Annotated in this window: 26 protein-coding genes; 14 read left to right on the forward strand and 12 right to left on the reverse strand. The window is 59.8% G+C overall.

All coding sequences use genetic code 11. The annotated features are described in order from the left end of the window. Window positions 1–4: 4 nt before the first annotated feature. Window positions 5–1,366, reverse strand: a complete 1,362-nt coding sequence (locus AC1D1N_RS10545; protein ID WP_477348377.1) for an epoxide hydrolase family protein — start codon at window positions 1,364–1,366, stop codon at window positions 5–7. 222 nt (window positions 1,367–1,588) lie between these two features. Here AC1D1N_RS10545 and AC1D1N_RS10550 point away from each other — a divergent pair, with 222 nt between their 5' ends. Then, window positions 1,589–4,444 carry an ATP-binding protein gene (locus AC1D1N_RS10550; RefSeq protein WP_477348379.1) on the forward strand — a complete coding sequence of 952 codons (2,856 nt, stop codon included), beginning with the start codon at window positions 1,589–1,591 and terminating at the stop codon, window positions 4,442–4,444. Between the two features lie 114 nt (window positions 4,445–4,558). Here the strand turns inward: AC1D1N_RS10550 and AC1D1N_RS10555 are convergent, their stop codons facing one another. The 3 genes from AC1D1N_RS10555 to AC1D1N_RS10565 all read right to left on the reverse strand — a co-directional run bounded on the left by AC1D1N_RS10555 (window position 4,559) and on the right by AC1D1N_RS10565 (window position 7,955). Then, window positions 4,559–5,581 (reverse strand): ABC transporter transmembrane domain-containing protein, encoded by a 1,023-nt coding sequence (locus AC1D1N_RS10555; RefSeq protein WP_477348381.1) that lies wholly within the window; start codon window positions 5,579–5,581, stop codon window positions 4,559–4,561. Further along, complete coding sequence (locus AC1D1N_RS10560) at window positions 5,578–6,015, reverse strand: cation-transporting P-type ATPase (RefSeq protein ID WP_477348383.1); 438 nt, start codon at window positions 6,013–6,015, stop codon at window positions 5,578–5,580. The genes AC1D1N_RS10555 and AC1D1N_RS10560 overlap by 4 nt, the downstream gene beginning before the upstream one ends. Window positions 6,016–7,445: 1,430 nt before the next feature. After that, window positions 7,446–7,955: a hydrolase gene (locus AC1D1N_RS10565; RefSeq protein WP_477348385.1), complete on the reverse strand. Its 510-nt coding sequence runs from the start codon at window positions 7,953–7,955 to the stop codon at window positions 7,446–7,448. A 155-nt stretch (window positions 7,956–8,110) separates the two neighbouring features. Here AC1D1N_RS10565 and groL point away from each other — a divergent pair, with 155 nt between their 5' ends. From groL to AC1D1N_RS10590, 5 genes are all read left to right on the forward strand, one after another. Continuing rightward, entirely contained in the window at window positions 8,111–9,733 is a 1,623-nt protein-coding gene (gene groL, locus AC1D1N_RS10570) for a chaperonin GroEL (RefSeq protein WP_436260865.1), read from the forward strand. A 239-nt stretch (window positions 9,734–9,972) separates the two neighbouring features. Next, complete coding sequence (locus AC1D1N_RS10575) at window positions 9,973–10,794, forward strand: universal stress protein (protein ID WP_477348387.1); 822 nt, start codon at window positions 9,973–9,975, stop codon at window positions 10,792–10,794. A gap of 114 nt (window positions 10,795–10,908) precedes the next feature. Next, complete coding sequence (locus AC1D1N_RS10580) at window positions 10,909–11,379, forward strand: hypothetical protein (RefSeq protein ID WP_436260867.1); 471 nt, start codon at window positions 10,909–10,911, stop codon at window positions 11,377–11,379. Next, entirely contained in the window at window positions 11,373–11,621 is a 249-nt protein-coding gene (locus tag AC1D1N_RS10585) for a hypothetical protein (protein ID WP_436260868.1), read from the forward strand. Before AC1D1N_RS10580 ends, AC1D1N_RS10585 begins: the two co-directional genes overlap by 7 nt. 245 nt (window positions 11,622–11,866) lie before the next feature. Beyond that, the gene (locus AC1D1N_RS10590; protein ID WP_436260870.1) at window positions 11,867–12,082 is read left to right on the forward strand and encodes a hypothetical protein; all 216 of its coding nucleotides are present in this window, start codon (window positions 11,867–11,869) and stop codon (window positions 12,080–12,082) included. A gap of 179 nt (window positions 12,083–12,261) precedes the next feature. Here AC1D1N_RS10590 and AC1D1N_RS10595 read toward each other — a convergent pair whose 3' ends face one another. From AC1D1N_RS10595 to AC1D1N_RS10610, 4 genes are all read right to left on the reverse strand, one after another. Then, a complete protein-coding gene (locus tag AC1D1N_RS10595; protein WP_436260871.1) occupies window positions 12,262–12,666 on the reverse strand; it encodes a host attachment family protein in 405 nt (134 codons plus the stop codon). A gap of 199 nt (window positions 12,667–12,865) precedes the next feature. Then, window positions 12,866–13,513, reverse strand: coding sequence for a BON domain-containing protein (locus AC1D1N_RS10600; RefSeq protein ID WP_477348867.1), 648 nt, complete (start codon window positions 13,511–13,513; stop codon window positions 12,866–12,868). Window positions 13,514–13,635: 122 nt separating this feature from the next. Next, window positions 13,636–14,154 (reverse strand): pyridoxamine 5'-phosphate oxidase family protein, encoded by a 519-nt coding sequence (locus AC1D1N_RS10605; RefSeq protein ID WP_477348390.1) that lies wholly within the window; start codon window positions 14,152–14,154, stop codon window positions 13,636–13,638. A 50-nt stretch (window positions 14,155–14,204) separates the two neighbouring features. Next, complete coding sequence (locus AC1D1N_RS10610) at window positions 14,205–14,423, reverse strand: hypothetical protein (protein WP_477348392.1); 219 nt, start codon at window positions 14,421–14,423, stop codon at window positions 14,205–14,207. Between the two features lie 106 nt (window positions 14,424–14,529). Here AC1D1N_RS10610 and AC1D1N_RS10615 point away from each other — a divergent pair, with 106 nt between their 5' ends. Then, window positions 14,530–15,591, forward strand: a complete 1,062-nt coding sequence (locus AC1D1N_RS10615) for a hypothetical protein (protein ID WP_477348394.1) — start codon at window positions 14,530–14,532, stop codon at window positions 15,589–15,591. Here AC1D1N_RS10615 and AC1D1N_RS10620 read toward each other — a convergent pair. Then, window positions 15,536–16,516, reverse strand: a complete 981-nt coding sequence (locus tag AC1D1N_RS10620) for a ribose-phosphate diphosphokinase (RefSeq protein WP_477348396.1) — start codon at window positions 16,514–16,516, stop codon at window positions 15,536–15,538. The genes AC1D1N_RS10615 and AC1D1N_RS10620 overlap by 56 nt on opposite strands. A 177-nt stretch (window positions 16,517–16,693) precedes the next feature. Between AC1D1N_RS10620 and AC1D1N_RS10625 the strand changes: the two genes are divergently transcribed. From AC1D1N_RS10625 to AC1D1N_RS10635, 3 genes are all read left to right on the forward strand, one after another. Next, window positions 16,694–17,542 carry a DNA-binding protein gene (locus AC1D1N_RS10625; protein ID WP_477348398.1) on the forward strand — a complete coding sequence of 283 codons (849 nt, stop codon included), beginning with the start codon at window positions 16,694–16,696 and terminating at the stop codon, window positions 17,540–17,542. Then, the gene (locus tag AC1D1N_RS10630) at window positions 17,539–17,985 is read left to right on the forward strand and encodes a DUF3775 domain-containing protein (RefSeq protein WP_436260878.1); all 447 of its coding nucleotides are present in this window, start codon (window positions 17,539–17,541) and stop codon (window positions 17,983–17,985) included. The genes AC1D1N_RS10625 and AC1D1N_RS10630 overlap by 4 nt, the downstream gene beginning before the upstream one ends. Window positions 17,986–18,352: 367 nt before the next feature. Continuing rightward, window positions 18,353–18,892, forward strand: coding sequence for an Hsp20/alpha crystallin family protein (locus tag AC1D1N_RS10635; protein WP_477348400.1), 540 nt, complete (start codon window positions 18,353–18,355; stop codon window positions 18,890–18,892). 128 nt (window positions 18,893–19,020) lie between these two features. Here AC1D1N_RS10635 and AC1D1N_RS10640 read toward each other — a convergent pair whose 3' ends face one another. After that, window positions 19,021–19,230 carry a hypothetical protein gene (locus AC1D1N_RS10640; protein ID WP_477348402.1) on the reverse strand — a complete coding sequence of 70 codons (210 nt, stop codon included), beginning with the start codon at window positions 19,228–19,230 and terminating at the stop codon, window positions 19,021–19,023. Window positions 19,231–19,570: 340 nt separating this feature from the next. On the opposite strand from AC1D1N_RS10640, the gene AC1D1N_RS10645 reads away from it, so the two are divergent. After that, complete coding sequence (locus tag AC1D1N_RS10645) at window positions 19,571–19,936, forward strand: hypothetical protein (protein WP_477348404.1); 366 nt, start codon at window positions 19,571–19,573, stop codon at window positions 19,934–19,936. 21 nt (window positions 19,937–19,957) lie between these two features. Here AC1D1N_RS10645 and AC1D1N_RS10650 read toward each other — a convergent pair whose 3' ends face one another. Next, window positions 19,958–20,128 (reverse strand): hypothetical protein, encoded by a 171-nt coding sequence (locus AC1D1N_RS10650; RefSeq protein WP_477348406.1) that lies wholly within the window; start codon window positions 20,126–20,128, stop codon window positions 19,958–19,960. 336 nt (window positions 20,129–20,464) lie between these two features. Here AC1D1N_RS10650 and AC1D1N_RS10655 point away from each other — a divergent pair, with 336 nt between their 5' ends. Then, window positions 20,465–21,019, forward strand: a complete 555-nt coding sequence (locus AC1D1N_RS10655; protein WP_436260883.1) for a Spy/CpxP family protein refolding chaperone — start codon at window positions 20,465–20,467, stop codon at window positions 21,017–21,019. A 64-nt stretch (window positions 21,020–21,083) separates the two neighbouring features. Further along, window positions 21,084–21,674 (forward strand): hypothetical protein, encoded by a 591-nt coding sequence (locus tag AC1D1N_RS10660; protein ID WP_477348408.1) that lies wholly within the window; start codon window positions 21,084–21,086, stop codon window positions 21,672–21,674. Between the two features lie 222 nt (window positions 21,675–21,896). On the opposite strand, the gene AC1D1N_RS10665 is transcribed toward AC1D1N_RS10660, so the two are convergent. After that, the gene (locus tag AC1D1N_RS10665; RefSeq protein WP_477348409.1) at window positions 21,897–22,733 is read right to left on the reverse strand and encodes a universal stress protein; all 837 of its coding nucleotides are present in this window, start codon (window positions 22,731–22,733) and stop codon (window positions 21,897–21,899) included. A gap of 162 nt (window positions 22,734–22,895) precedes the next feature. Here AC1D1N_RS10665 and AC1D1N_RS10670 point away from each other — a divergent pair, with 162 nt between their 5' ends. Continuing rightward, on the forward strand, window positions 22,896–23,294 hold the full coding sequence (locus tag AC1D1N_RS10670) for a c-type cytochrome (RefSeq protein WP_477348411.1): 399 nt from the start codon (window positions 22,896–22,898) through the stop codon (window positions 23,292–23,294). The last annotated feature ends 779 nt before the right edge of the window (window positions 23,295–24,073 follow it).

Below are 24,073 nucleotides of genomic sequence, written 5' to 3' on the forward strand. Positions count from 1 at the left end.
CACGTCATGTCTGCAACGCCTTGAATGTTGCGCGCACCTCTTCGGTGAAACTCTTCGGCTGCTCCCAGGCGGCGAAATGGCAGCCCTTGTCCGTGCGGCCATAGTGCAGAAGCTTCGGGAACGCGCGTTCGGTCCAACTCTTCGGTGCGGTGTAGATTTCGCTGGGGTTCGCAGTCGCACCGACGGGTATGGTGATGCCCTTGGCGTCGAAGAAGCCGGCCTTCGCCGTTTGCGTATGTTCCCAATAGAGACGTGCCGACGAAATCGCCGTGTTCGTCAGCCAGTAGAACGTGATGTTGTCGAGGATGTCGTCGCGGGTAAGGCCCTCCGGCTCTCCATCGAAGGAGCGGGCGATCAGCGCATAACTGTCCGCATCGTGATCGAGGATCCACGCCGCCAGGCCGGCCGGTGAATCGACGATCCCGTAGAGCGTTTGCGGACGAAGAGCCATCTCGTTGGCGTAGCCCAGGCCGTTTTTGTAGAAGAACGCTACCTGCTCGTAGGCACGCTTCTCGTCGGGGCCAAGATCAGCGGGGGGCGGACCGCCGGAGGCCAGCGCCTTCACGATCTCCGGCGGAATGGTCCCAGGCATATTCGTGTGGATGGCGACCAGCTCGGAAGGTGCGATCAGGGCCATCTGTTCCGTGATGAGTGCTCCCCAATCGCCGCCCTGCGCGACGTAGCGGTCGTAGCCGAGGCGTTTCATCAGCACGATCCACGCCCGCGCGATGCGCCCGGGATCCCAACCGGTTTCGGTGGGCTTGCCGGAAAAGCCGTAGCCCGGCATCGACGGGATCACCACGTCGAACGCCTCCGCCTCCGTGCCTCCGTGTGCAGTGGGATTGGTGAACGGGTCGATGATCTTCAAGAGTTCGATGACCGAACCGGGCCAGCCGTGCGTGATGATGACAGGCAGGGCGCCCTGATGCTTAGACCTCACATGGATGAAGTGGATGTCGAGCCCATCGATCTCAGTGACGAAATTCGGCAGCGCCTTCAACTGCGCCTCGCACTTGCTCCAATCGTATTCCGTTCCCCAGTACTGCATGAGCTTCTGCATTGTGGCGAGTTGCACGCCCTGCGTTGGCCCTACAGTTGCTGGGGTCGACCAGATCCGCCGGGACGCCTCGTCGGAGACGAGCTCGCGCTCGGGCCAGCGCGTGGCGGCGATGCGCCGGCGAAGTTCATTGATCTCCTCCTGCGGAAAACTGACAGTGAAAGGGCGGATGGCATCGCTCGTGGATGCGGCGGCCAATTGCGACGGGAGCAGGCTTGCCGCGCCGGCGGCGGCGATGCCGGCCGCCGCAGTGCCCAAAAGTCGCCGGCGATCCTGGTCGATTGCTTCTGAGGTTCTGGTCGTGTCCATGGGTCTCTCCTGGGTTGATGGGTTTGCGATCCAAGGTAACTTGAACTACGCCCAGGAGGCGGGATTAGCCCGTTATGCGTCGTGAGCTTGTGTTAGCCGCTGCCAGCCTGCCGCTTTTTTGAGCAGATAGGAGGCGCCTAGACTGTGAGACTCCCTATGGTGCAGGAGCGCTCCTTGACTTAAACTGCGGCGCTGGTGCAGGCGGCTCCAAAAGAAGACGCCATGACGACAACGGGAATACAGGCCAAAGACAGATTGTCGTTTGGCCCTTTCCATTTGGCTGCGGGTGAAAGGCTCCTGACAAGAGAAGGCGCTCCCGTAGAGCTGGGCTCGCGCGCCCTTGAAATTCTCATCGTCCTGACTTCCGCGCCGAATGAAGTCGTCAGCAAGAAGGATCTGATGTCGCGGGTTTGGCCGGATGTCGTCGTCGAGGAAGGCAGCCTGCGGTTCCACATGACCGGACTGCGCAAGGCGCTGGGCGATGGAAAGGGTGGCGCGCGGTACATCACGACGCTTCCGGGGCGGGGCTATTGCTTCGTTGCGCCGGTCTCGCGATTAAACAGCTCACGCGACGAAGTCCCATTCATTGCCGCTGGGTTTCCGCACGCGAATCTTCCAAACCGCTTGAGCAGGGTGGTCGGGCGGGACGAGGATGTTCTTAAGCTGTCGGTACAGCTGAATGCTTCGCGGTTCGTCACCATCGTTGGCGCCGGTGGCGTCGGCAAAACCACCGTCGCGATCGCAGTCGGGCATCACCTGATCGAAGCATTTTCAGGGGCGGTCTTGTTCGTCGATCTGGGAATGATCGGCGATCCCGGTCTGGTGACGACAGCCGTCGCCTCGATGCTTGGGCTGACGGTTCAAACAGAAGATGCGACGCCCAACCTGATCGCTTACTTGCGCAACAAGCGGATTCTCTTGATCCTCGATACCTGTGAGCATCTCGTGGATGCGGTGGCGCCTCTGGCCTCGAACATCGTCGATGCGGCGTCACAGGTCTACATCCTGGCGACGAGCCGCGAGGCGCTTCGGGTTGAGGGCGAGCATATCTATCGATTGGATGCGCTTGCCTATCCGCCCGACGAACCGGGACTAACGGCGGCCATTGTCCAGACCTTCCCGGCCACCCAACTGTTCGTCGAACGAGCGGTGGCAGGCGGCGCTCGTTTGGACGTCAGCGATGCGGAAGCCCTGCTCATCGCAAGCATCTGTCGAAAGCTCGACGGCGTGGCGCTCTCGATCGAACTGGCGGCCAGACGCGTCGAATCCTATGGGCTGCAGCAAACAGCCGCGCTTCTCGATCAACGCCTGACACTGCTGTGGCTCGGTTCACGGACAGCGCCGCCGCGTCAGCAGACCTTGCAGGCGACACTGGACTGGAGCTTTGGGCTCCTGACCGACCTTGAGCGCGTGGTGCTTCGCAGGCTCGCTGTATTCGTCGGTCATTTCACGCTCGATGCCGCCCTGGAGGTCGTGACGAGCGCGACCCTCGACCGATCGACCGTCCTTGGCGCCATGGACAGTCTTGTCGCCAAATCGATCGTGGCGACGCGCCCGGTCGGAGCAATGATGCGCTACAGGCTCCTCGATACGACGCGCGCCTACGTTCTCGACGTCCGGACCGATGACGCCGAGGCTGCCGATCTGGCAGTGCGCCACGCCGCCTACTATCGGAGATGGCTGGAGCACACCGGGATCGAGTGGCCAAGCCTGGCGACCGGTGAGGAGCGGGCGCCTCACTTTGCCGCCATCAACAATGTCCGAGCTGCCCTGGAATGGTGCTTCGGCAACAACGGGAACGCCGACATCGGCATGGGACTCGCCATCGCTGCGGCGCCGGTTTTCCTGGCTATGTCCTTGTTGCCGGAGTGTCATCGCTGGTCTGAAAGAGCAATATTGGCTTCCGACGGTGCCGCCCTTGGCGGATTTGACGAGATGCATCTTCAGGCAGCTCTCGGCGTATCCTTCATGTTCATGCGGGGAGGACGCGACAGGGCGCGCGTAGCCCTGCAGAGAAGCCTGGCGATCGCCGAGGAGCGCGGCGATCCGCTGGACCAGGTGCGTCTGTTGGGTCCGCTCAACATGTTCCATCTGCGGACGGGCAATTTCGCAACCGCCCTTGAGTTTGCAAGGCGTTGTTCAGCCACAGCCGCGACCTTGGACGACTCGGTCGCCAGCGCGCTGGCACACTCGATCCTGGGCATCTCGCTCCACCTGCGAGGCGATCTCGCGGAGGCCCGCGCAGAGCTGGAGGCGGCGCTCGACCGTGGGCCGCGCTCCCAGCGGACCACGACGATCTATCTGGGCTTCGAAGGCAAAATCCTGGCTAGGGCCATCCTGGCGAGGAACCTTTGGCTACAAGGCCATCCGGATCAAGCCATGGCACACGCCCGACAGGCCGTTGAAGAGGCTGCCGCCATGGATCATTCTCTAACATTGGCGATCGCGCTGATCTGGGCGATATCGGTCTTCCTTTGGACCGGCGACCTGAAGAGCGCCGAGGCGTACATAGATATGCTCATCGCCCGCGCGGAATCCCATTCCATGACTCCTTACCTGCTGGTCGGTCGGGGCTTCAAAAGCGAAGTTGCGATCCGTCACGGCGATGCAAAAAGCGGCGTCGAGGGCCTGCAGACATCTCTTCAGAAGCTCCACGCGGCGCCTTATGAATTGCTCACGACGCCGCTCAACCTGTCGCTAGTTGGGGGACTGTCCGCGATCGGTCAGGTTGATGAAGCCATTGCGTTGATAGACGAGGCGCGTGGTCAAGTCGAAAAGAACGGCGATCAATTGTACCTCCCGGAGTTGCTGCGGATGAAAGGAAGCCTCCTTCTCCAGTCGGAGCGCAACCGTGATGAAGCTGCCGCCTACCTCATGCAGGCACTGGAGTTGAGCCGAAGTCAGCGCGCACGGGCATGGGAGTTGCGAACCGCAATCGACATGGCGACGATGATGGCCCGGCGAAGGGAGGCGGATAGCGCTCGCGAGCTCTTGCAACCAGTCGTGGAGCATTTCGTCGAGGGCCTGGACACTGCGGATGTTAAGGCTGCCGAGCACCTTCTGGCTACGCTGAGGTAGCAATCGTCAACGAAACTTCTTTCACTGATGATGACCTCTGCCTTGGGAGCAGAGTTGCTTGTGGCCTCTAAGCGGAGCACAGTCCGGCAACAGGCTGGCTGGCAAGATCATCGATCAATTCTGGCTGTGCGCGGAATGTCCGGTTTGCGCGGGATGATCGCCGTCGACCCACTGGACGATCATCCGGAATTGCACTTTCGCTTCCGAATACGTGCGATAGAAGTCGAGAAGTTCTCCTGTGGGTTCCGACAATCGTTGGAAGCCCGAAATGAAGGCGACGACCGTGCCGATCGTCGTTTGCCCGCGGATCACAAGATAGCCGCCAACGATCAGGACCATCAGGGATCCCATCGCGTTGGCTATATTCAGCAACGTCTTCAGCCCGAATTTCAACAAATAGAATTCAATGCGATTGCTGAAGATCGTGCGTATGGTGCGAAAGGCTACCCGGCGCTTCGGCGAGTGGCTGGCGAAGGAATTGACTGCTTGGTTGCCAAGCTTTCGGACCAGCGCGACCTGCCGCTCCACGAGTGTGTTCAGGTCCTTCTGCATGTAAAGCGCAAGCAGGATCTGCGGCAGGAGTGACATGCCGCTGACCAGAGCGATCACCGGCTGCATGTAGATCATGTAAGATACGACGGAGATCATGATCGTGACGTTGACTACGCATTCGGAGATGCTCGTGCCGACAAATCCGCCAACATAGTCGATCTCGTTGCCGATGATGCTGGCGGTCTGACCACTCCTTGCGTGGTCGCGCGCGGACCTTTGCGTGGCGACGAGAGCGAGTTGGTCGCGGGCCGTCTTCACCACGCTCTCTCCGACCCAGCCCTGATAGACGATCATTGCGTATTTCAGCCCCGCATGCAGGAGTATAGCCGCAAGATACAGGCCGCCGAGCATCAGAAGTGCCCGTACGTCCTTGTCGGCAATCGCCACATCGACGACCCGTCTCTGCAGGTCGATAGGGATAAAGTTGGCCAAGGCAACCGAAATTGCGATCACGCTGATATAGACCTGATGCGTGCCGCTGGCGCGCCGGACAAAACTGGGAAACTTCTCGCCAGGGCGCATCGCGTCGGCCATCGGCTCAAACGGGGTGAAGCGCCCTGCAATTGTCGCGAAAATTCTGCTCACCTTCGGTAGCCCTCAGTCGCCTCCAATTCCGGTCCAGCCGCTAAGGGCAACGCACCCTGTGGGTGACCAGCTGAACGGGCATTCTCAATCGGATCCCGGACTGTCGCTCGGCCATGCCTTGCGCGCCGTTGTCGGTGAAGGCCGCGAGGCGCGACGATCAGGACCAGAACCAGCGGATTGCAAAACTGCCGCAACAGGACCGCCGGCGCTTGTTCTCGCCGATGATCGGCGAACGTGTTTGGCCCGTGGCGCGAAAGCCCGTTGCGCGCCTCGGTCGAAGTCAGCCCGGTAGGCCGAGAGCGGCATTCCTGCAGCACCTCGATAGCCGGTCGCGACCAGTAGGGCTCGCCAACGCCGCGCCACGTTGGGGATGCTGGGTTCTCGATCATCACGGTTTGATAGCGAAGAAGGCCGCGAGCCCCCTTGATCGACATCAAGGCTGGGGGAATTTACGATCCGAGCTGAAGCAGGCAGGCTGCGCGATAGATGCGCTGGAGAGATCAGCGTTGCGTGAACCGGGACCACCGTCCTGCCGGAGCCGCGCCTAGGTGCTAGAATTTGATATGAAGCCTACGGGCGCGGTCTCTAAACGTCTGTGAGATCCTCGAAGGCCGAGAAGTAGCGCAAACGTGCCATCTCGCCTGTTCGCTAGAATGTCAGCTTTTGGGATGCGGCTATGGTCTGCTCAACGACCGACATGAGGCGCGAAGCTGACCTTCAAAACGACCAGGGAAATCTGTGCACCCGGCCAAGAGGCGACAAAGCTCTGTCCGGCAATCGACCGTTTTCAGGACACGACCAACCTGACATCCACTAGCAATTAAGGCCGGTTTGTTTTTGACGCACGACCAAAAGGGCTTGGTCAGAAATAGGGGTTCGAGTCCACGTCCTGGCCCCTCCAGAAAATGATATAAAAAATCAGCCACTTACGCGGTTGTTTTGGTGGGCCTGGAGGGCGTATTAAAATTGAAATTGAAGTCTCTAACATTCCGCGCGCCAGTTGCGGACATACAATCCCGCGCCTCAATCTTGAATCGTTTGGCAAATCAACGGGAAAGTTTCACCCTCTCCTCGGCGAGCAGCTTCAAAAGCACAGTACGGATTGCGAAGTCAGCTTCCGTTTCTAGCCTCTTTTCGAAGTGCTTGATATTCTCTCGGTGTACGAATTCAGCTTCGCTGAACGACATCACGCGCTCCTCTCAGGAGGCTTGAGCAAGCCGGGCACGCTACGACTTTTGCGCGCGGGTGCAATGAAATATTGGAGGAGGACTTACTCTACACAGCGACGTGGGCCTTCTCGCTCGCCATCTGTGGGTGCCGACGCCGGTCTGCACAATCGTTCCGATGTGGTCTTATTTTGACACTTGGACGTCTGCTTTTGAGACCTGGGCGCTCGTGCGAAGGTAGCAACTCGCTCTTTTGCCGAAGCCCCTGTACCTGTAGATATAGGGCGCGCGCCCCAGATATGCAGCCTTTGAGGCTGTCGCGCGCGATTTCGGAGCGATCGAAGTGGTGACGGGTTTTGCGGCGGGAGGAAGGGCAGTCTCGTGGGCTTGAGCCTGTGACACAAAGCCGATGATGCATGCCAGCGCCGCCTCAGTGACAAGTCGCCGCCTTTTTCCGCCACCGAGTGTGATATTTGCGCCAGCCATTGCGGCGCGTGAGCCCCAAGGAGCTATCCGGGAAGAATTTTCCTGCCGGCTCCATGGGGACCGAAGGTCAGTGCTGCGATCGAATTCATTGAAGGGACAGGCAAGCCTGCTGCAATCGGCAAGCTCGATCACGCCCTCGAAATTGTCAAAGGGGAACGCGGCACCTGGGTCGAAGCCAGCGCCCTGCCCTCACCCATCGAGCCTGCGAGACCTTAGGCTACTGCCACGACACCGATGACATAATTCTTGCCGTAGGCTTTGGCGCATTTCGGGCACGTTGTGTAAAAGAAGTACACGTCGCGAGGCTCCGTGTTTCGGGCGCGCGCAATCTGCCGCATCTCTTCGTCCCACGTCCTGGCCTGGCTGAACGGACCCTCGAACACCTTCGTTACAAAGTCCCCACTCAACGTGACCATCTCCTCGTCGGGGACCGGCTTTGAAACCGCGAACAGATGCTCGCTGCTCCAGGGAGAGATCTCCCTGCTCAGCACGATGAATTGATTCTCGCCGGAAGCGCCGGCGTCTTCCATGTGCTTGTTAACGCGCGCGAACACGCTGGCCATGTTCATCGGGATATGCATGACGCTGTGGGTTGTAGCTTTGACGAAGCGCTTGCCCTTGAAATGCAGTTCTTGGCTGTCCCAACCCTCGGGATTGAATCTGGGGCAGCAACCGGTCGTATTGACGCTGGCGTCGTACCGAGGGGTTTCATTCGTCTGCATGCTGTTCCCCAATTGCATCAAGGGCCATCCAACAGGCAATGAGGCCGGCCTCCATTGATCCTGGTCAACCTGCCTCTGAAGCATGGATTGATGCGTATCAAAGCCGGCCTTGTGCACGCCTGTTAGCTAGGACTCACAGTAGCTCGGAGACGGTCATGGCTCACAAACAGGTATTGTTTCGTTCCGCGGCGCGCGAAAAGATTCTGCGCGGCGCAACCCAGCTCGCAGACGCCGTGCGCGTGACGCTCGGCCCGCGCTCCAAATCGGTTTTGATCGAAAAGAAATGGGGCGCTCCCATCGTCTGCAATGATGGAGTGACCATTGCCAAGGAATTCGACCTGAAGGATCCCGAGGAGAATCTTGGCGCCCGTATGCTCAGGCAGGCAGCCGAGAAGACCGGGGACATGGTCGGGGACGGCACCAGCACGTCAACCATTCTGGCCCATGCGATATTCGCCGACGGCGTGCGCAATGTCGTCGCCGGCGCCAGCGCGATCGACATCAAGCGTGGTCTCGATCGTGCCACAAAACGGGCAATAGAGACGCTCAAGCAGATATCCCGACCAGTCTCGACCCGCCGCGAGAAAGAGCAGGTAGCGACAATCTCCGCGCACAACGACCCGCTCATCGGACAGTTGGTCGGTGAGGCCATGGAAAAGGTCGGCGGTGAAGGCGTCATCACGGTTGAAGAGTCGAAGACCACCGAGACCGTTCTCGACGTCGTCGAAGGCATGCAGTTCGATCGCGGATTCCTGTCACCGTATTTCGTGACCGATCCCGAGAAGATGGAAGCGGTCCTCGAAGACGCGCTGGTGCTGATCGTGGAGAAGAAAATTGCTTCGCTGAACGACCTCATCAAGCTGCTGGAAGCCGTGGCAAAGTCGGGCTCGCCCTTGCTGGTTGTCGCCGAGGAAGTCGAAGGCGAGGCGCTTGCGACCCTTATCGTCAATCAGATCCGGGGCACCTTCAAGAACTGCGCCGTCAAGGCGCCCGGTTTCGGCGACCGTCGCAAGGCCATGCTGCAGGACATCGCCATCCTGACCAGCGGTCAGGTTATTTCCGAAGACCTCGGGCTCAAACTGGAAAATGTCACGATGGAGCAGTTGGGGCGCGCAAAACGCGTGGTCGTCGACAAGGACAATACGACAATCATCGGCGGCAGCGGTGACGCGAAGGCGATCAAGGGTCGAGTGGAACAGATCCGGCGTGAGATCGACGACACGAGCAGCGACTATGATCGCGAAAAGCTGCAGGAACGGCTAGCCAAGCTTGCAGGTGGCGTCGCGGTCATAAAGGTCGGCGCGCCGACCGAGGCCGAAATGAAGTCGAAAAAGGAAGCGCTCGACGACGCAATCAGCGCCACCAAGGCGGCGGTCGCCGAAGGCATCGTGCCAGGCGGCGGGCTTGCCCTGCTGCGATGCATCGCTGCCGTGGCGAACGAGGAGCAGCATTGCGAAGGCGACGAACGGACCGGTGTGCAGATTCTCAGGCGGGCACTCGAAACGCCGGTCCGGCAGATCGCCGAGAACTCGGCGGTCGATGGCGGCGTCGTCATTGCCAAGATGATCGAAGGCACCGGAAATTTCGGCTTCGATGCCGGCAAGAAGGAATATGTCGACTTGGTCGAAGCCGGCATCATCGACCCGACCAAGGTCGTTCGCATCGCGCTTGAGAACGCAGTCTCCGTCGCCAGCGTGCTGCTGCTCACCGAGGCAACCATGACAGAGATTCCGGAGCCACAGAAGGAACGGTCGCTCGAGCCTGAAATGACGATGTAACGCGCGACGCGTCGTTGATGAGGTGGAAATAGACAACTCGATGATGATTTCGGCGCGGCAGTGCCGCGCTGATCGCATTCTCATCCGGGTCGACCGTTCTCTCTTGATTACAGCGTCTCGCCAGCCGGCGATGACGATGTGCCCTGACGGACCTGCAAGAGATGCAGGCTTTGATGCGCATCAAGGCGCAAGATCGAACCTCCGGTGATCCTGCGACAAATCTCATCGGAGGCACGAAAATGATCTTCAACACCATCATGGTTCAACTCGATGTCGATTCTCCGGCAGCGCCGCGAACGACCTATGCGCTGGAGTTGGCGCGGCGCTTCGAAGCCACGCTGATCGGTTTTGCCGCGGCCGACGCATATGTGTTTGTTCCTGGCGACGATGGCGGCATGGCGGCGGCGGAAATCATGCGTCAACGCCTCACCGAGATCGAGGATCGCCTGAAGATCCTGAAGGAAGAATTCCTGGTCGTCGTCGGAGACGAGGCTTCCTGGCGCGAGGAGATCGGCGATCCGACACGTCTGCTCGCGGTGCATGCCCGCGCAGCGGACCTGATCGTGACCGGAGCGCCGGCCTTGGGAGTTGCCGGTGACCACCACCGGGTGGTCGATACAGGAACGCTGGTGCTGTCGGCTGGACGGCCCGTGCTGATTGCGGCCGACGGACTTGCCCCGCTCGATCCCAAGAAGGTTGTGGTGGCGTGGAAGGATAGTCGCGAGGCTCGGCGCGCAGTCATCGATGCGCTTCCCTTTCTCACCGGCGCACAAGATGTGCTGGTGGCGACGGTCGAGGAACAGAACCAGAGGGAGGCGCGCGAAAGTGTCAGCGACGTCATCCGGTTCCTGATGAGGCACGGCGCCAAGGCGAGATCGGAGGTGCTGGGCGTCGGTCATGCGGACGCCTGCGAAACCGTCATCGAACTCGCCCACCGCATGGGTGCTGAGCTTGTGGTCGCTGGCGGCTACGGTCACAGCCGGGTCCGCGAATGGGCCTTTGGAGGCATGACCCGCTCCCTGCTCAAGCAAGGCTCGGTCAACCGGTTGTTTTCGAACTGACGATATCGCCGAGTACAGGCCATTCGCCTGATCGCCTTCTGCGCAGCTGATGCACCCCTGCCGGTCACGATGGCACCTGAAGGTGCCGCAATAGCCGCGGAGGTCTGGCAGCAATTGAGGGATGACATCCAGAAACGGTTCAAGGACCTCCACGCCGAGTTCGACAGCCTGGTTGCTGGTTCGGTGGCGACGGAATGGCGCAATACGCGCGACAACCCCAACCACGCCCTGGTCGCGACGTCGAGGATTGCGGATCTCATTATCACCAGTGCTTCCCAAGGCGCCTCCACCGGGGATTCCTATCGGACCGTCGATCCCGGCAGCCTCGTGCTGCGTGCCGGCAGGCCGCTGCTGATCGCGTCAAGCGGCGCCGAACATGCGCCGTCAGGCAGGATCGTGGTTGCTTGGAAGGATACGCGCGAAGCGAGACGCGCGATGGCCGACGCCGTGCCGCTGATGGCGATAGCAAACGACGTGATCGTGGTTGCAGTCGATTCCGAGCCCGACGACAGGACCAGGGCCGACACAGGGATGTCGCGACCTTCCTGGGCGGAAATGGCATCAAGGCTCGCACTGAAGTGCTGAAGTCCGACGACGAGAGTGCCAGGCTGATCGATTTCCTGAACACCGCCAATGCTGACCTGATCGTATCGGGCGCCTACGGGCACAGCCGGATCAAGGATGGGTGTTGGCGGCGTCACCCGCTCGCTGCTCGACGACACGCGGCTCTGTCGCTTCATGTCAAGCTGATGTCCGCTCGCGGCAATGTCCATGGCGTATTCGTCAACAACATCCCAGCCATGGCGTCAGCTTGGGCTTGCCAGTGAGAGATAGCGATGCCCTATGCGACCGAGAAGGATCTTCCACCGTCCGTCAGCGCGCATCTGCCCTTGCATGTTCGGGAAATCTTTCGCGCTGAAGGGCGCGAGGAAATAGCCCACCGCGTCGCCTGCAAGGAGGGGAGCGACTGGGTGCCGTTGTGAGCGGCCTGGTGCAATTTGATCGAAATCAAAACCATCTCTGCCGCTTCATTTATAGGATTGCAATCAGGCACTTAAGTAATGCGGGTTCAATGACGGACATCGTCGCGAGGCTTCTCAATGCGTGCAACGCGGAGAAGAACAAGGGAGCGGACTTTCCGACGATCTGGAAAGACATCCTCAAGGCGCACCCTTATGTCGCGGGATCGCCGATCCAGGACAGCGGTAGGGACGGTCCCTTATTGAAAATCCCCCTGATCACCGGGCAGGTTCTTGTCTTTCTCGGTTCGAATTTCTCTCTACTTTAGCTGCAGCTGCCACATGTCGGATATCCAGCAGAAGTGCCCTTCCCAATCTCGGCTAGCATGCCGGCGACATCCCCCATCCGGGAAGCCCTTCGCGATGCCGGCCGATTCGCCCAGAGATCGCCGTTGCAAGAGGCTCGCGCCGATAGTCGGGATCAGTCTGGTCATGACCTGGGCGGGACTCAATCCGCCGCCAATGTGTTCTCGATGGCCTCGATGGGATGTTTCGCGAGATCCTTGGCAAGTTCGCCCACCAGCTTTGCCTTCAGCGAAGCCTGGAAGTGCTTGCGCAGTTCGCCCAACGTGCGCGGATCGGCGATCACCACCACATGCTGGAACGCTTCCGTGAGCGCTTCGCGATTGAGATAGGCTGCCACGGTGGCGGCAAAGTCGTCTTCCCGCAGGCGCGAGTCGTCGGGATTGGCCGCGGAACTGCGATGCCGTCCGCCCGAGCCCGTGTTAGCCGAGTGCAGCACCGGTTCGGGCAATTCCACCAGGTCGATCCGGGGTTCGGGGCTCTTGTTGCGGAAGAGACGCAGCTTCTCGCCGTCGGTGACCACGACGATAGTACCATTAGCCAGAATCATTTTGTTTCTCCTTGACATGGTTTTGATCGAGGTCCAACGCACTCCCTCGCCATCCTTGGCAACGATCTTCGTCGCCTCGTGAACTGGAAGAGAACGCCCTCTTCCTCCGAGCGTACTTCTCTCGACCGAATGCACACGGCGCGCTGTATCGGCACCGCGGCGGCAACCCGTGGAAGCCGCCGCGCCGAGCTTATCGGCATCAGATTATGGAAATCCGATCTTCCACCGCCCGGACGCCCGGTGAGGACCAGGCTGCACGCTCGGCTGCCTGACGCTCGGACAACGCCCGGACCTTGCCTTCAAGGGTAACCTTGCCATCCTGAACGATGACGCGGATCGCCTGTGCTTCGGTTTCCGCATTGCGCTTCAGGGCGTTCTCGATGCGCTTCTTGATGTCGGATACCGAGGCTCGTGGATTGATTTCGATCTGGTTGGCAACACCGACGACGCCCGCCAGGCCGCGCACGGCCTCGGCCGCGGCATTCTTCTGGTACTGCCATTCGAGTCTCCCCGTCAGCGTGATCCATCCATCCTGTACCTTGACCTGCACCTTGTCCCTCGGGATGGAGACATTCCAGGTGATCGCATCGACCGCGCGCTTGGCGATCTCGTCGTCGGCGGTTCCTTTCAAGCCAACCAGCCGGACTTCGATTTCCTCGGCGAGGCCCTTCACGCCCTTGACCCGCTTGACCACATTTTCGGCAGTTGTCTTTTCCCAGTAGGAAGAAACATGCCCGGTCAGGGTGACGATGCCATCTTCCACGGCAACGCCGATGTGGGCAGCGTCAATGCTCGGCTCGAATTCCAACTCATCGAGAATGTTCTGACGCAACGCTAGATCCGTCATGGTCTGTCTCCTGTTTGTTGAGTGGGCTCTTCTCCCGCTGCGAAAACAAAAAGCATCCTTTCCGTCCCTGCTCATTGATCCGGCTCAATGTCCGGTCGAATAATCAGCTGGCTGGACGACCGTCACGAGGTCGCGGAAGTGCCTACAAGCCAATGGTGTCGCATGCTGTCCAGGGTCTCGGCGATGTCATCGGCCTCGATCTTGACCAGATCGGCGTGACCAAAACCCAAGGAATAGTCGAGTACAGAGATGATCGCGGGCCGTACCCTGAACAGTTTCACGGGTGCGGCCTCACTGGGCTGGATAGCCGAAATCTGTGGGAAGCGCTGCACCATCAAGCGTCCGATTTCTGTGAGTTCGGAGGGTAAAACGACCTCTGTCGCGGTAGCTGCCATCGACAGTCCCTTGATCTCCAGCCAATTCTCATAGGGCGCGGTCACGGCGATCGAAACGCGCGGGTCGCGAGAAATATTCATGGCCTTTTGCGAGCCGGCTCCGCAGCCGAAATAGAGCAGGAGACCGTCATGGACGAACGAGACCACAGTCGCCTGTGGCGAGCCATCGAGGCGGGTCGTTGCAATCGTCATGTCCATGCAACGCGCCAGGATGTCGATAATCTTTTGTTGAAGTTTGTGCTTCATGACACTCTCCTCGCTCGTTCAAGGGGCTCGCATCCTGGCCCGGGTCGCGGTCACGCCGCAGGGACCAGAACCGCGTCGCGTCGCAACGGCGCGAAGTCGTCGGGTGTCAGCGTCGTGACGGCCGCAACCTTGCCCTCCTCGGTGAGGCGGATCACGTCACTGTAGGAAAGCTGGACAGTGTCGCGATAGGCGAACCAGACCTGAAACATCTCAATGATCAGGATGGCGACGATGACGTAGCCTATGTTGAAGGTGTGTTTGCGATCCATGACATCCAGCCGGAAATTGCATTCATCGGCAGAATGTCACGACCAGCGGGCGCGTCCTTGACACGCATCAAAGTGCGGATCGCTGCTGACCACCATTGTACCGGCTATGATGGGGCACCGGCAAATTGCAGATCTGGCGGCGAAGGTGCGCTTTCTCAGCGATCCGGCGGCATACGGGAGCGGGACGACCCATGTGGATGCCCGCGAGACGCATATGTCCTGGGTCTTCCTCACGGACGAACTGGTCTACAAGCTCAAAAAGCCGGTCAGGCATGCGTTCCTCAACTTCAGCACAATCGCGAGGCGGCACTTCTACTGTGGCGAGGAATTGCGGCTGAACGCCCGGCTTGCTGCCGAAACCTATCGGCGGGTGCTCCCTCTTCGCCGTGACGTATCCGGCCATTTCACCCTCGGCGGCAGCGGGCGCGTCGTCGACTGGCTGGTCGAAATGAAGCGCCTGCCGCAAGGCGATATGCTGGATGCGCGCATCGGCAGCGGCCGCCTGACGGCAGCCGAGATCAACGAAGTGGCCAAAACGTTGGCAGCCTTCTATGTGCATCGCCAGGTTGAAATTGACGACGGCGGCGCATATCCGCGTCACCTCATTGGAGAACAGCGGATCAACCGCGCGATCCTGCTCAAGCCGGAATTCGCGTTGGCCGACATTGCTTCCGGCCCGCTCGACATAGTTGACGCCCTGCTGCAGCGATTGAGGCCGCGGATCGAAGCACGCATCCTTTGCGGCGCGATCGTCGAAGGTCATGGCGACCTGCGTCCCGAACACGTGTGCCTTTGCCAGCCACCCCAGATCATCGACTGCCTCGAGTTCAACCGGTCGATGCGCATCGTCGATCCCTTTGACGAGATCAACTATCTTGGCCTGGAATGCGAGATGCTGGGGGCGCCATGGATCCGGCCGCTTCTGGTCCAGGCTCTTGAAAACCGGCTGCCGGATCGCCCCGATGCCGAATTGCTGGCGCTCTATGGCGGTTTCCGGGCATTGCTGAGGGCCCGTCTGGCGGTCGCTCATCTCCTGGAGACGCCGATCCGTCATCCGGAAAAATGGCGCCCGCAGGCGATCCGCTACATCAAGCAGGCGGAGCGCGAGATTTTCAGTGTTCGATCCCGATCAGTTCGGAAATCGACCCCAGTGTGTGGAGACGCCTGATCGCCTTGCCGATCAGGCGACCGACCGGCACAATGTCTAAGCGCGCATCCGGGTAACGGGCTTTGGCGACTGCCGCCGAGTCCACGCTGTCAGTGACGATGATCCGGTCTATCGCCTGGCTGCCGAACAGCATGCTGGCACCCTTGCCAAACAATCCATGCGTGGCGATCGCATGAACGGTCCGGGCGCCACGTTCACGACAGGCAAGTGCTGCACGCAACAAGGTGCCACCCGTGCTGATCATGTCATCGACAATGAAAACGGCATTGTCGGCGACATCGCCTGCAAACAGTTCGCCGGAAACCACGTTCCGGCTGCGGCGCTTTTCCATAAAGCCGAAGCCGATTTCTTTCCCGGATTCCGCCGCCAGCGTCTCCTTGAGCAATTGCGCACGCTTTACGCCGCCGCTGTCGGGTGAAAAAATGGTGATCGGCAGATCGCCGGCCAATTTGGCTATCAGCGGGGCAAACAGCTTCCGCGTATCGAGATGGATGCTCTCGCACCGGAAGGCGTTCTGGAAAGCCGCGAAATTGTGGACATCGACCGTCATAATCCGATCAGTGCCCATAGCCTCGAAGAGTTGCGCGACATAGCGCGTAGTGACGGGGTCATGCGCTTTGGTCTGCCGGTCCTTGCGCGCATAGGCTAGATACGGAACGACCGCTGTTACTCGCGCGGCGCCGTTCTCCTTGCATGTCGCCAGGAAGAACAGGAGCCTGCACAGCTTGTCGTTGGTAGATGCGCCGCCCCTTCCGGCGAGGCTGTGCAGCACATAAACATCCTCGCCACGCACGTTGACGAGCGGGCGCGTCTTATGCTCCCCGTCCTCGAAATCCCGCTCTTCATGCGGATCGAGTTCGATCGCGAGCGCTTGCGCTGCCGCGACGCCGAGTTCTTCCGAGCCTTTGAGTGCGAAGAAGCGCATGCTTCCCGCTATCCGGTTTCAGTCGTGGATGGATTGATGCGCATCAAGGATGCGGGCCGTCGCATGGTTTAGGAGCATCAATCGATGAACTTGAACTCAGCGCCGGGGACAGCCATGCCGGAGCCGCTTCAGACCGCGACGCCGGACGCAGGCGTCAGGCCAATCACGATGTTGGCAATGAAACCGCTTCCCGAGAACGTCGGCGTGGCGGCGAAACTCCGCGATTTTGCCGATCTCCTCGACAGCCAGGGCGCCGATGGTTTTCGTGCCCGGGCTTACAGATTGGCGGCGGATGTGGTCGCCAAATTGCAACGGCCCTTGGGCGAAATCCTGGCGAAGGAAGGACGCGACGGCCTCGTCGCCCTCCCCGCGATCGGAACAGGCATCGCCGGCGCGATTGCCGAGATGGTCGCCACGGGGCGTTGGTCTCAACTGGAACGGCTGCGCGGCGAGATGGAGCCGGAGGCGCTGTTCCGGTCAATCCCCGGCATCGGTCCACAATACGCGCATCGCCTCGCCGAGGAGGCACAGCTCGAGACCCTCGAAGACCTCGAGAGCGCGCTCCATAGCGGCGCGCTTCATATCAGGGGCATCGGTCACAGGCGCAAGGAGATGCTGGGGGCAGCCCTCGCCGAGCGGCTCGGCAGGGCTCGGCTGAGAACGACCCATCAACCTCAACCCTTGCCACCGGTTTCAATGCTGCTCGACGTCGATCGCATCTACCGCGAAAAAGCAGCTGCCGGCGAACTTCGCAAAATTGCGCCGAAGCGCTTCAACCCAAAGGGCGAAGCCTGGCTGCCGGTCCTGCATGCGCGACATGACAACTGGCATTTCACCGCGTTCTTTTCGAACACCAGGCTGGCGCACGAACTGGCAAGGACGAGCGACTGGGTTGTGATCTATTTCCAGGCCGAAGGCCAACCGGAGGGACGATGCACTGTCGTCACCGAGACAAGGGGGCCGATGGCAGGCAAGCGCGTCGTCCGAGGACGGGAAGACGAACAGCAACCGAAGGAACCGGTATGATGGGAAAAGCGGCGAACACGACTGGCGACGGCGAAACGGAACTTGAAGTTCCGCTTGAAACCGTATGCTTCATCATCATGAAGGCGCGCGAGTTCGATGCCAAGGATCCGGTGACCGAACCCAGCCCCGCGTCCAATCCGTCCGACGATCAGTCCGCCGCGATCCTCGAGGACCATGACGACGACCCGGTCCTCGAAGAATTGCAGTCGATGATTTCCGATCTTTCCGTCGACGCACAAATCGACCTGGTCGCCCTGATGTGGTTGGGACGCGACGATCAAACCGCCGACGAGTGGCAAAGTGTCCGCCAGCAGGCAGCTGACGCGCACAACGAGCATACTGCCGACTATCTCTGTGGGACCCCGCTGCTTGCGGACCATCTCGCCGATGGTCTTTCGACACTCGGCTACTCCTGCGTCGAATTTGAGCGCGAGCACTTTTAGTCAGCGGAGCGCCCTGGACTGCTGACGGACGGCGTTTGGGTGCCGCCGCTGTGCGATCCCTTGCTGGTCGCGCATCCCCGTCCGGGCTCCAGCGGAAGACATTTTCTGTCGCAATTGATCCCAATCAATGAGCCTCCCCTTTTCAGCTGATTTGATGCTGTTCTTGCCAGGCCGAGCCAAATTTGGCGACGCGGGCGCGATGGACAGCGGCAAAACCGCGGATTCGCGAAGCAATGGGCCAGTTCGACGACGACACTTGGCAAGCGGGTCCGCTGACCTCCAGCTCTAGCGCCTCTTGGGAGACCTAAGGTGGAAGGGTGGAGGCGGCGGTACCTGTCCGATCAACTCACTCGCGAGGAGAAGAACCATGGCCGAAGCTGCCACCAAGCTACCTGTCAAGACAGAGAAGAGCACTGCGCCGGCGCCAGCCGGCAACTGGACCGCTCCGTTCGAAAGCCTGCGTCGCGAAGTCGACCGTCTGTTCGAAGACTTCCATCCTTTCGATTTTCGCCTGCCCTCGACGCGCTCCCTGTTCGGTCATGAACTGCCGTCCCTGCGCAATGCGGGCTGGCCGGTCGCGCCGGCCATGGATCTGGTCGAGAAGGACAAGGAGTACGAGATCACGGCCGAACTGCCCGGCATCGACGAAAAGAATGTCGAGATCAAACTCGCCAACCGCATGCTGACCATCAAGGGCGAGAAGCAGGAGGAAAAAGAAGAGAAGGACAAGGACTACTACCTGTCCGAGCGCCGCTACGGTTCCTTCCAGCGCTCGTTCCAGCTGCCTGAAGGGGTCGATGCCGACAAGATCGAGGCGACTTTCGCCAAGGGCGTGCTGACGGTCAAGCTGCCCAAGACGGCCGAAGCGCAGAAGGCCGAGAAAAAGATCACGGTAAAGGCCGCATAGCACCGTGACCGCTGATCGCCCTCAGCGCGTCTGTTCGGCGCGCTGAGGGCCTTCAAGAGAAGGCAATTTGCCGAGCCGGGCTTACTCTGGACCTAACCCAGCCCCCCGAAACGGACCACGTTTCCGCTTTATGTGTTTGTATCAGCGCGACGGTTTGGCAATCTTCCTGGGCTGCCAGGTCCACGGGACTGATCGCGTGCTCGGCTTTCGGCGATATCGAGCTTCTTCTGCTCCAACGCCAGCAAGCCTTCGATGACGCGCCGCTGTTCCGAATCGGTCTCGCGTGAGAGCAGATCCTGAAAATGGGCGATGTTGGCGCGCGCAATGAACCGGTCCATGACATCCCTCAAGACGGCACCCTACACCCAATTCCCAGGCCGCCCCAAAGCTATTTTTTGATTCACGTCGATGCCCACTGGCGCGTGGGCTTTCCCACCCTCTATCGCGCAGCCCGTCGAGGTTACATCTGGCGCGGCTGTCTAGGTGGAATCCCATAAGGACCAAACCGGATTTCGCAATTTCAGATATTGCGCCATTGATCTCATAAGCAGAGGCAGATTGTCGTATCGATCCTGGTGACATCAGCTTCACCATCGAGACGGTCTTTCCGTGCCTTCCCAATCCCCGAGCAGAAGGCACAATCAAAGTGCCGTGCCTGCGCAGCAGCGAGATCACGAAATGGCAAACCCTGCGGAACGCGGCGACCCAAGAGCGGTGAATCCGATTGCTGATCGCCATATTGCTGATCGCCGTCTGGAAGGCATTCCCCTGCCCGGCACGCGAGATGACCGGTCGTCGGATTTGACCTGCGTCAAGGATACCTTTGCCTTTCCGTCCCAAGATCAATCCATGTGGCAACCGATATCGAACGCCCCCTTCGATCGAGATTTGGAATTGGCCGTCATAGATGGGGACGGCGCTCACTCGCTCGTCTTTCCCTGCAGGCGTGTACTGACGGGCTGGACCAAGGCGGCCACGAAAGAACGGGTGGATGTCTCACCCACGCATTGGCGAACATGGGAACCTGCCACCAAGGATGTCTAGCGGCGATGTTGGCGCGTCTCTCTATTTACTGTTGTGCCCGCTTTTTCCCTTTTCAGTCGCCTCGATTTTTCTGAGCTTTTCCTCTTCCTTCGCGAGCAGATCAAGCAGGGTCTTCCGCTTGACCTCATCCTGCTCCTCGGCCAGGCGCTGTCGAAAATGCTCGATATTCAGGTGAGCGATCCGCTTATCCACTCTTCACATAAGCAGCCGCAGCGGCTTCCCTGTTTGTCTGTGACCAACATAGCACGGCCAGATTGCAGGTAGCGCGACAAAATTGCCGCGGTTCGATGCCTCCCAAATTGCCAGCGTCTGATCCCGCCGGCATGAGTCAGTTCCACCGGAGGCATGCTCCAGATGGCACGCAGCCCCGGCTTTGGAAACCACTCCCTTTGCGAATGCTCCGAGCAAGCCGCACCCACAACGATGCCATGCACATGGCGGCTGGCGCCCGTTGATGCAGGTCAATGCCGCCAACGTCACCGCGTGATCTAGTTAGTTTTTGGCAGTCCGCCCTGAAGGAGGTGCTCGATGTTCAATTTGCGCAATATTTTCGCGGCGGGCCTGATGCTGACCGTTGCCGCAATGCCTGTTGCGGCCGGAGCTGAAGACAAGGATTCCGGTTGGTGGCCCCGCTGGGGGATCGGTCGAATGATGATGGGTCAATGGGGCATGGCCGGCCCGATGGGCGGCTATGATTCAGATCAGATGCTCGATCGAATCGACGGACGCCTCGCATTCCTCAAAACCGAGTTGAAGATCACCGACGAGCAGGCGCCCTCATGGGACGAGCTTGCCGGCGTTATCCGCAGCACGGCCGAGTCGCATAACGTGTTGATGCAGGACATGATGAAGCAATTCCAGGACGGTGAGTTTCTGAAGAAGCCCCTGCCCGAGCGACTGGCCTACCAACAGACCCATCTCGAAGCCCGTCTGGAGCAGGTGAAGGCTGTCAGGGCAGCGGTCGAAAAACTGTACGCAAAGCTGAGCGATGAGCAGAAGCAGGCCGCTGACGAGATTGTCCTGCCGATGATGGGCATGGGCATGGGGCGCTCGGGCTTCGGTCCTGGAATGATGTTCAGATAGCCTAGATTGCCTCCCGATCGTGTAATGCGCTGATTGAGCCGGATATCGCGGAGGAACTGAACGCATGTTCGTGGCATTTCGCCTTGTGACCGCGCTAGCTCTGCTCGGCATCAACCAAGCCGCCGGCTCGACGATCTTTCCGACGGGGGTTGTATACAGCAACTGGACTGAAGAGAGCGAGGAGGCCAGGGTGTGTGAGATCGTCCTCGACGTAAGCAACCCACCATCGCGGGAAGTCGTCAAGTTCATCACGATTGCCGGTTACAACAAATTCGACGGGACGATCCTGGCCGGCTTTCTCATGGCCGCGGCCGACATCACGACAATCGGCAAATACCAAATAGCACAGATTTCAGAAGCCACCTTCAGCTCCCGCACATTCAACGCGCTCGGCCATTTGGATTACGAAAGCTATGACGACGGCACCATCATGGCGACGACACAAGATCCACTTGTCGCCACAGCCTTCATTCACGCGGTGATCTCCGGAACCTATGAGTTGCGTTTTGCACGGACAGATTCAAACGCCGAAATGCGAACCTACAAGATTGCATCCGCGCCAGGGGAATCCGTCGTCAGCAATTTCAGCCACTGTATGGATCACCTCGCCAGCGAGTCCCATCGGACACAATCAGATGCATCGACAAAACGGTAGCCCGCTGCCAGAGGGAGGTGGCAGCGGGCTCAGCATCGCGACGGATCAGGGAGGAGAATCCATCGCTCGCCCACGTTAGGGGAGGACATGGGCGGTCCACAGGTAGGAACATGTTCCTACCATTCAAGAGACCCGTGCCATTTTCTTGCGGGACCGTTGTTCATTCAGGTCGCGAAGCGAAAGAACGCACTATCTGAAGCAGCGGTCGCGGCACGCTGTACTTCATCGCGCCATCAAGACAGGCAGCGATTGATCCTCAAGGATCGACTTGGTGACGCCGCCGAAAATCCGCTCGCGCAACCTGGAATGACCATAGGCGCCCATCACCATCAGCTCGGCGCTGCTGTCGAATGCATGCCGGCGAAGAACATCCGCGACGGAATGGTTCGCACTCGGGAGACGGTCGACCGTAACCTTCACGCCATGCCGCGCGAGATAGGCAGCGGCATCGGCCCCAGGTTCCTGACCGTGGTGGTGCTCGCCTTCCACCGGATCGACCATTGCGAGGCGCACTTCGTCGGCGCATCTTAGAATATCGAGTGATTCACGGACGGCGCGTGACGACTCAAGGCGAGCGTCCCATGCTACCAGTACTCGTTTCGGCCTCAGTGTCGGTCGCGTCCCCGCTGGAATGATCAGCAGCGGCTTCCCGGATGAAAACAAGGCGCCCTCGATCACCTTGTTCTTCAGCGTCTCGCCAGCGAGTAAATCCGGCCCGATCACGGTAATGTCGGAATAGCGGGCACGTCGACCAATTGTTTCGTCAGCCCAGCCGGCCTCCGGATATTCGCTTGAGACATCGGCAGAAAACGCTCTGCTCGCGAGAAAAGCCGACACGGCAGAAGTTCGCTTCTTCAAGAGCTTCTCGTCGGCTTGCCGCTCCTTCAGCCAGTCTTCTGAAACGATTGCCGCATATTCTCCGACTGGCGGCGGCGCAGCAATGGCAACGGCAAGAACAGCAAGATGGGCACCGATTTCGTCGCAAAGGTCAGCGGCGAGTTTGAGATCGTCATCGCCCATATGCGGTCCCGTAACCGCAAGGATCGTCCTGAAAGTCATGGCGGCTGCTCCCGATCTTGTGTCAAACCATGACAACGATAACAAGACGGTTCGGCATGCTCGTTGCGCTGAATCAAAGACCATGCCAAGCCGAATTGATCCGGATCAACCCGCGTGCGGATTGATGCGGTACGCTCAACCGATCAATCGGTGGATGCGCACATGAGGTTCCTGCTCATATTGGCTCTCGCGACCATGGCCTGCGAAGCGTCCACGGCGCAGGAGATGAGTTACGGCCAGGCGGAATATCTGAACTCCTGCGCTGTCTGTCACGGTGTCGATGGCAAAGGTGACGGGGTCTTGCGCGACCTATTGATCAAGCGTCCGGCTGACCTGACGCACCTTTCCGAACGCAATGGCGGGAGTTTTCCCTATTCCAAGGTCTTCGCGACTATTGACGGTCGCTACGCCATAGCAAGTCACGGCAAGCGCGAGATGCCTGTCTGGGGTCGCCAATTCCTTGAAGACGACGCAAAAATCTACGGCCCTAGTGGTGGCGAAGTGGTGACCACGGAACGCATCCACAACCTAGCGGGTTACATCGCGACGCTGCAGCATTAAATATGGGAGTAGCTAATATGATCGCCAAAATGGCGTGCTCCTGCGATGGATTGGTACGCGCGAGGCGCCAATCAACTTCGTTCGGGAGGCGATGACAGACATCTGCATCAGGCTGGACGAACGCCTTGGCCGGGTCCATGCAAGGCAGCGTGGGCATGGAAGCCGACCCCGAAGCACAAATCTTCGGCCACGGCCTGAACTTCTTTCACCTGGAGAATTGGTATTCGATCCATGCGATGATCCGCAACGGGATGAGGGTCACGGGGCTCTTTGGACGCGGGTTGCCGCAACGCCGAAAACGTTCATCCGCATCAACACGATCGCGTCGGCAGCCCTGCCTCGCCGCTTCGAAGGATTCAGAATCCTGCATCTCAGCGATCTGCATATGGACATGAGTGGCCCCGCGATGGATCGCGTCACGGAACTCGTCGTTTGTCTCGACTATGACATTTGCGTCTTGACCGGCGATTTCCGCCCAAAGACCTTCGGTCCCTATGAAGCTGGACGGCCGCGCCTAATTTCGCTTTCTCGGCGGGGTGAAGGAGGTCTCGCGTGAGCGCCTCGTCGAAATGACGCGCTCCGATGATGCCCGGATACACAATTTCCTTGCCTTCCCATCGACGGCATGCTGATCGCGGTAGCAACTTTGGCATGCGATCAGGCTGGTCGGCACGGAGAAGTCGCGATCTACATTTGGGCGGATCGCAAGCATCTGGGCGTCAGCTGGGAGTTGCTCGCGTATGCTGAAAGGCTTGGCCTCGATACGATCCAGTCGATTG

This window comes from Mesorhizobium sp. P2_B5 (assembly GCF_056404775.1).

Coding starts and splice junctions, on each gene's coding strand:
- AC1D1N_RS10590 (WP_436260870.1), top strand. CDS start 11,867: ATGACGGACATCGTCGCGAGGCTTCTCAATGCGTGCAACGCGGAGAAG.
- AC1D1N_RS10625 (WP_477348398.1), top strand. CDS start 16,694: ATGAAACCGCTTCCCGAGAACGTCGGCGTGGCGGCGAAACTCCGCGAT.
- AC1D1N_RS10595 (WP_436260871.1), bottom strand. CDS start 12,666: ATGATTCTGGCTAATGGTACTATCGTCGTGGTCACCGACGGCGAGAAG.
- AC1D1N_RS10670 (WP_477348411.1), top strand. CDS start 22,896: ATGAGGTTCCTGCTCATATTGGCTCTCGCGACCATGGCCTGCGAAGCG.
- groL (WP_436260865.1), top strand. CDS start 8,111: ATGGCTCACAAACAGGTATTGTTTCGTTCCGCGGCGCGCGAAAAGATT.
- AC1D1N_RS10610 (WP_477348392.1), bottom strand. CDS start 14,423: ATGGATCGCAAACACACCTTCAACATAGGCTACGTCATCGTCGCCATC.
- AC1D1N_RS10655 (WP_436260883.1), top strand. CDS start 20,465: ATGTTCAATTTGCGCAATATTTTCGCGGCGGGCCTGATGCTGACCGTT.
- AC1D1N_RS10550 (WP_477348379.1), top strand. CDS start 1,589: ATGACGACAACGGGAATACAGGCCAAAGACAGATTGTCGTTTGGCCCT.
- AC1D1N_RS10605 (WP_477348390.1), bottom strand. CDS start 14,154: ATGAAGCACAAACTTCAACAAAAGATTATCGACATCCTGGCGCGTTGC.
- AC1D1N_RS10630 (WP_436260878.1), top strand. CDS start 17,539: ATGATGGGAAAAGCGGCGAACACGACTGGCGACGGCGAAACGGAACTT.
- AC1D1N_RS10615 (WP_477348394.1), top strand. CDS start 14,530: ATGATGGGGCACCGGCAAATTGCAGATCTGGCGGCGAAGGTGCGCTTT.
- AC1D1N_RS10635 (WP_477348400.1), top strand. CDS start 18,353: ATGGCCGAAGCTGCCACCAAGCTACCTGTCAAGACAGAGAAGAGCACT.
- AC1D1N_RS10660 (WP_477348408.1), top strand. CDS start 21,084: ATGTTCGTGGCATTTCGCCTTGTGACCGCGCTAGCTCTGCTCGGCATC.
- AC1D1N_RS10575 (WP_477348387.1), top strand. CDS start 9,973: ATGATCTTCAACACCATCATGGTTCAACTCGATGTCGATTCTCCGGCA.
- AC1D1N_RS10645 (WP_477348404.1), top strand. CDS start 19,571: ATGGCAAACCCTGCGGAACGCGGCGACCCAAGAGCGGTGAATCCGATT.
- AC1D1N_RS10560 (WP_477348383.1), bottom strand. CDS start 6,015: ATGTCGATCAAGGGGGCTCGCGGCCTTCTTCGCTATCAAACCGTGATG.
- AC1D1N_RS10640 (WP_477348402.1), bottom strand. CDS start 19,230: ATGGACCGGTTCATTGCGCGCGCCAACATCGCCCATTTTCAGGATCTG.
- AC1D1N_RS10545 (WP_477348377.1), bottom strand. CDS start 1,366: ATGGACACGACCAGAACCTCAGAAGCAATCGACCAGGATCGCCGGCGA.
- AC1D1N_RS10665 (WP_477348409.1), bottom strand. CDS start 22,733: ATGACTTTCAGGACGATCCTTGCGGTTACGGGACCGCATATGGGCGAT.
- AC1D1N_RS10600 (WP_477348867.1), bottom strand. CDS start 13,513: ATGACGGATCTAGCGTTGCGTCAGAACATTCTCGATGAGTTGGAATTC.
- AC1D1N_RS10565 (WP_477348385.1), bottom strand. CDS start 7,955: ATGCAGACGAATGAAACCCCTCGGTACGACGCCAGCGTCAATACGACC.
- AC1D1N_RS10620 (WP_477348396.1), bottom strand. CDS start 16,516: ATGCGCTTCTTCGCACTCAAAGGCTCGGAAGAACTCGGCGTCGCGGCA.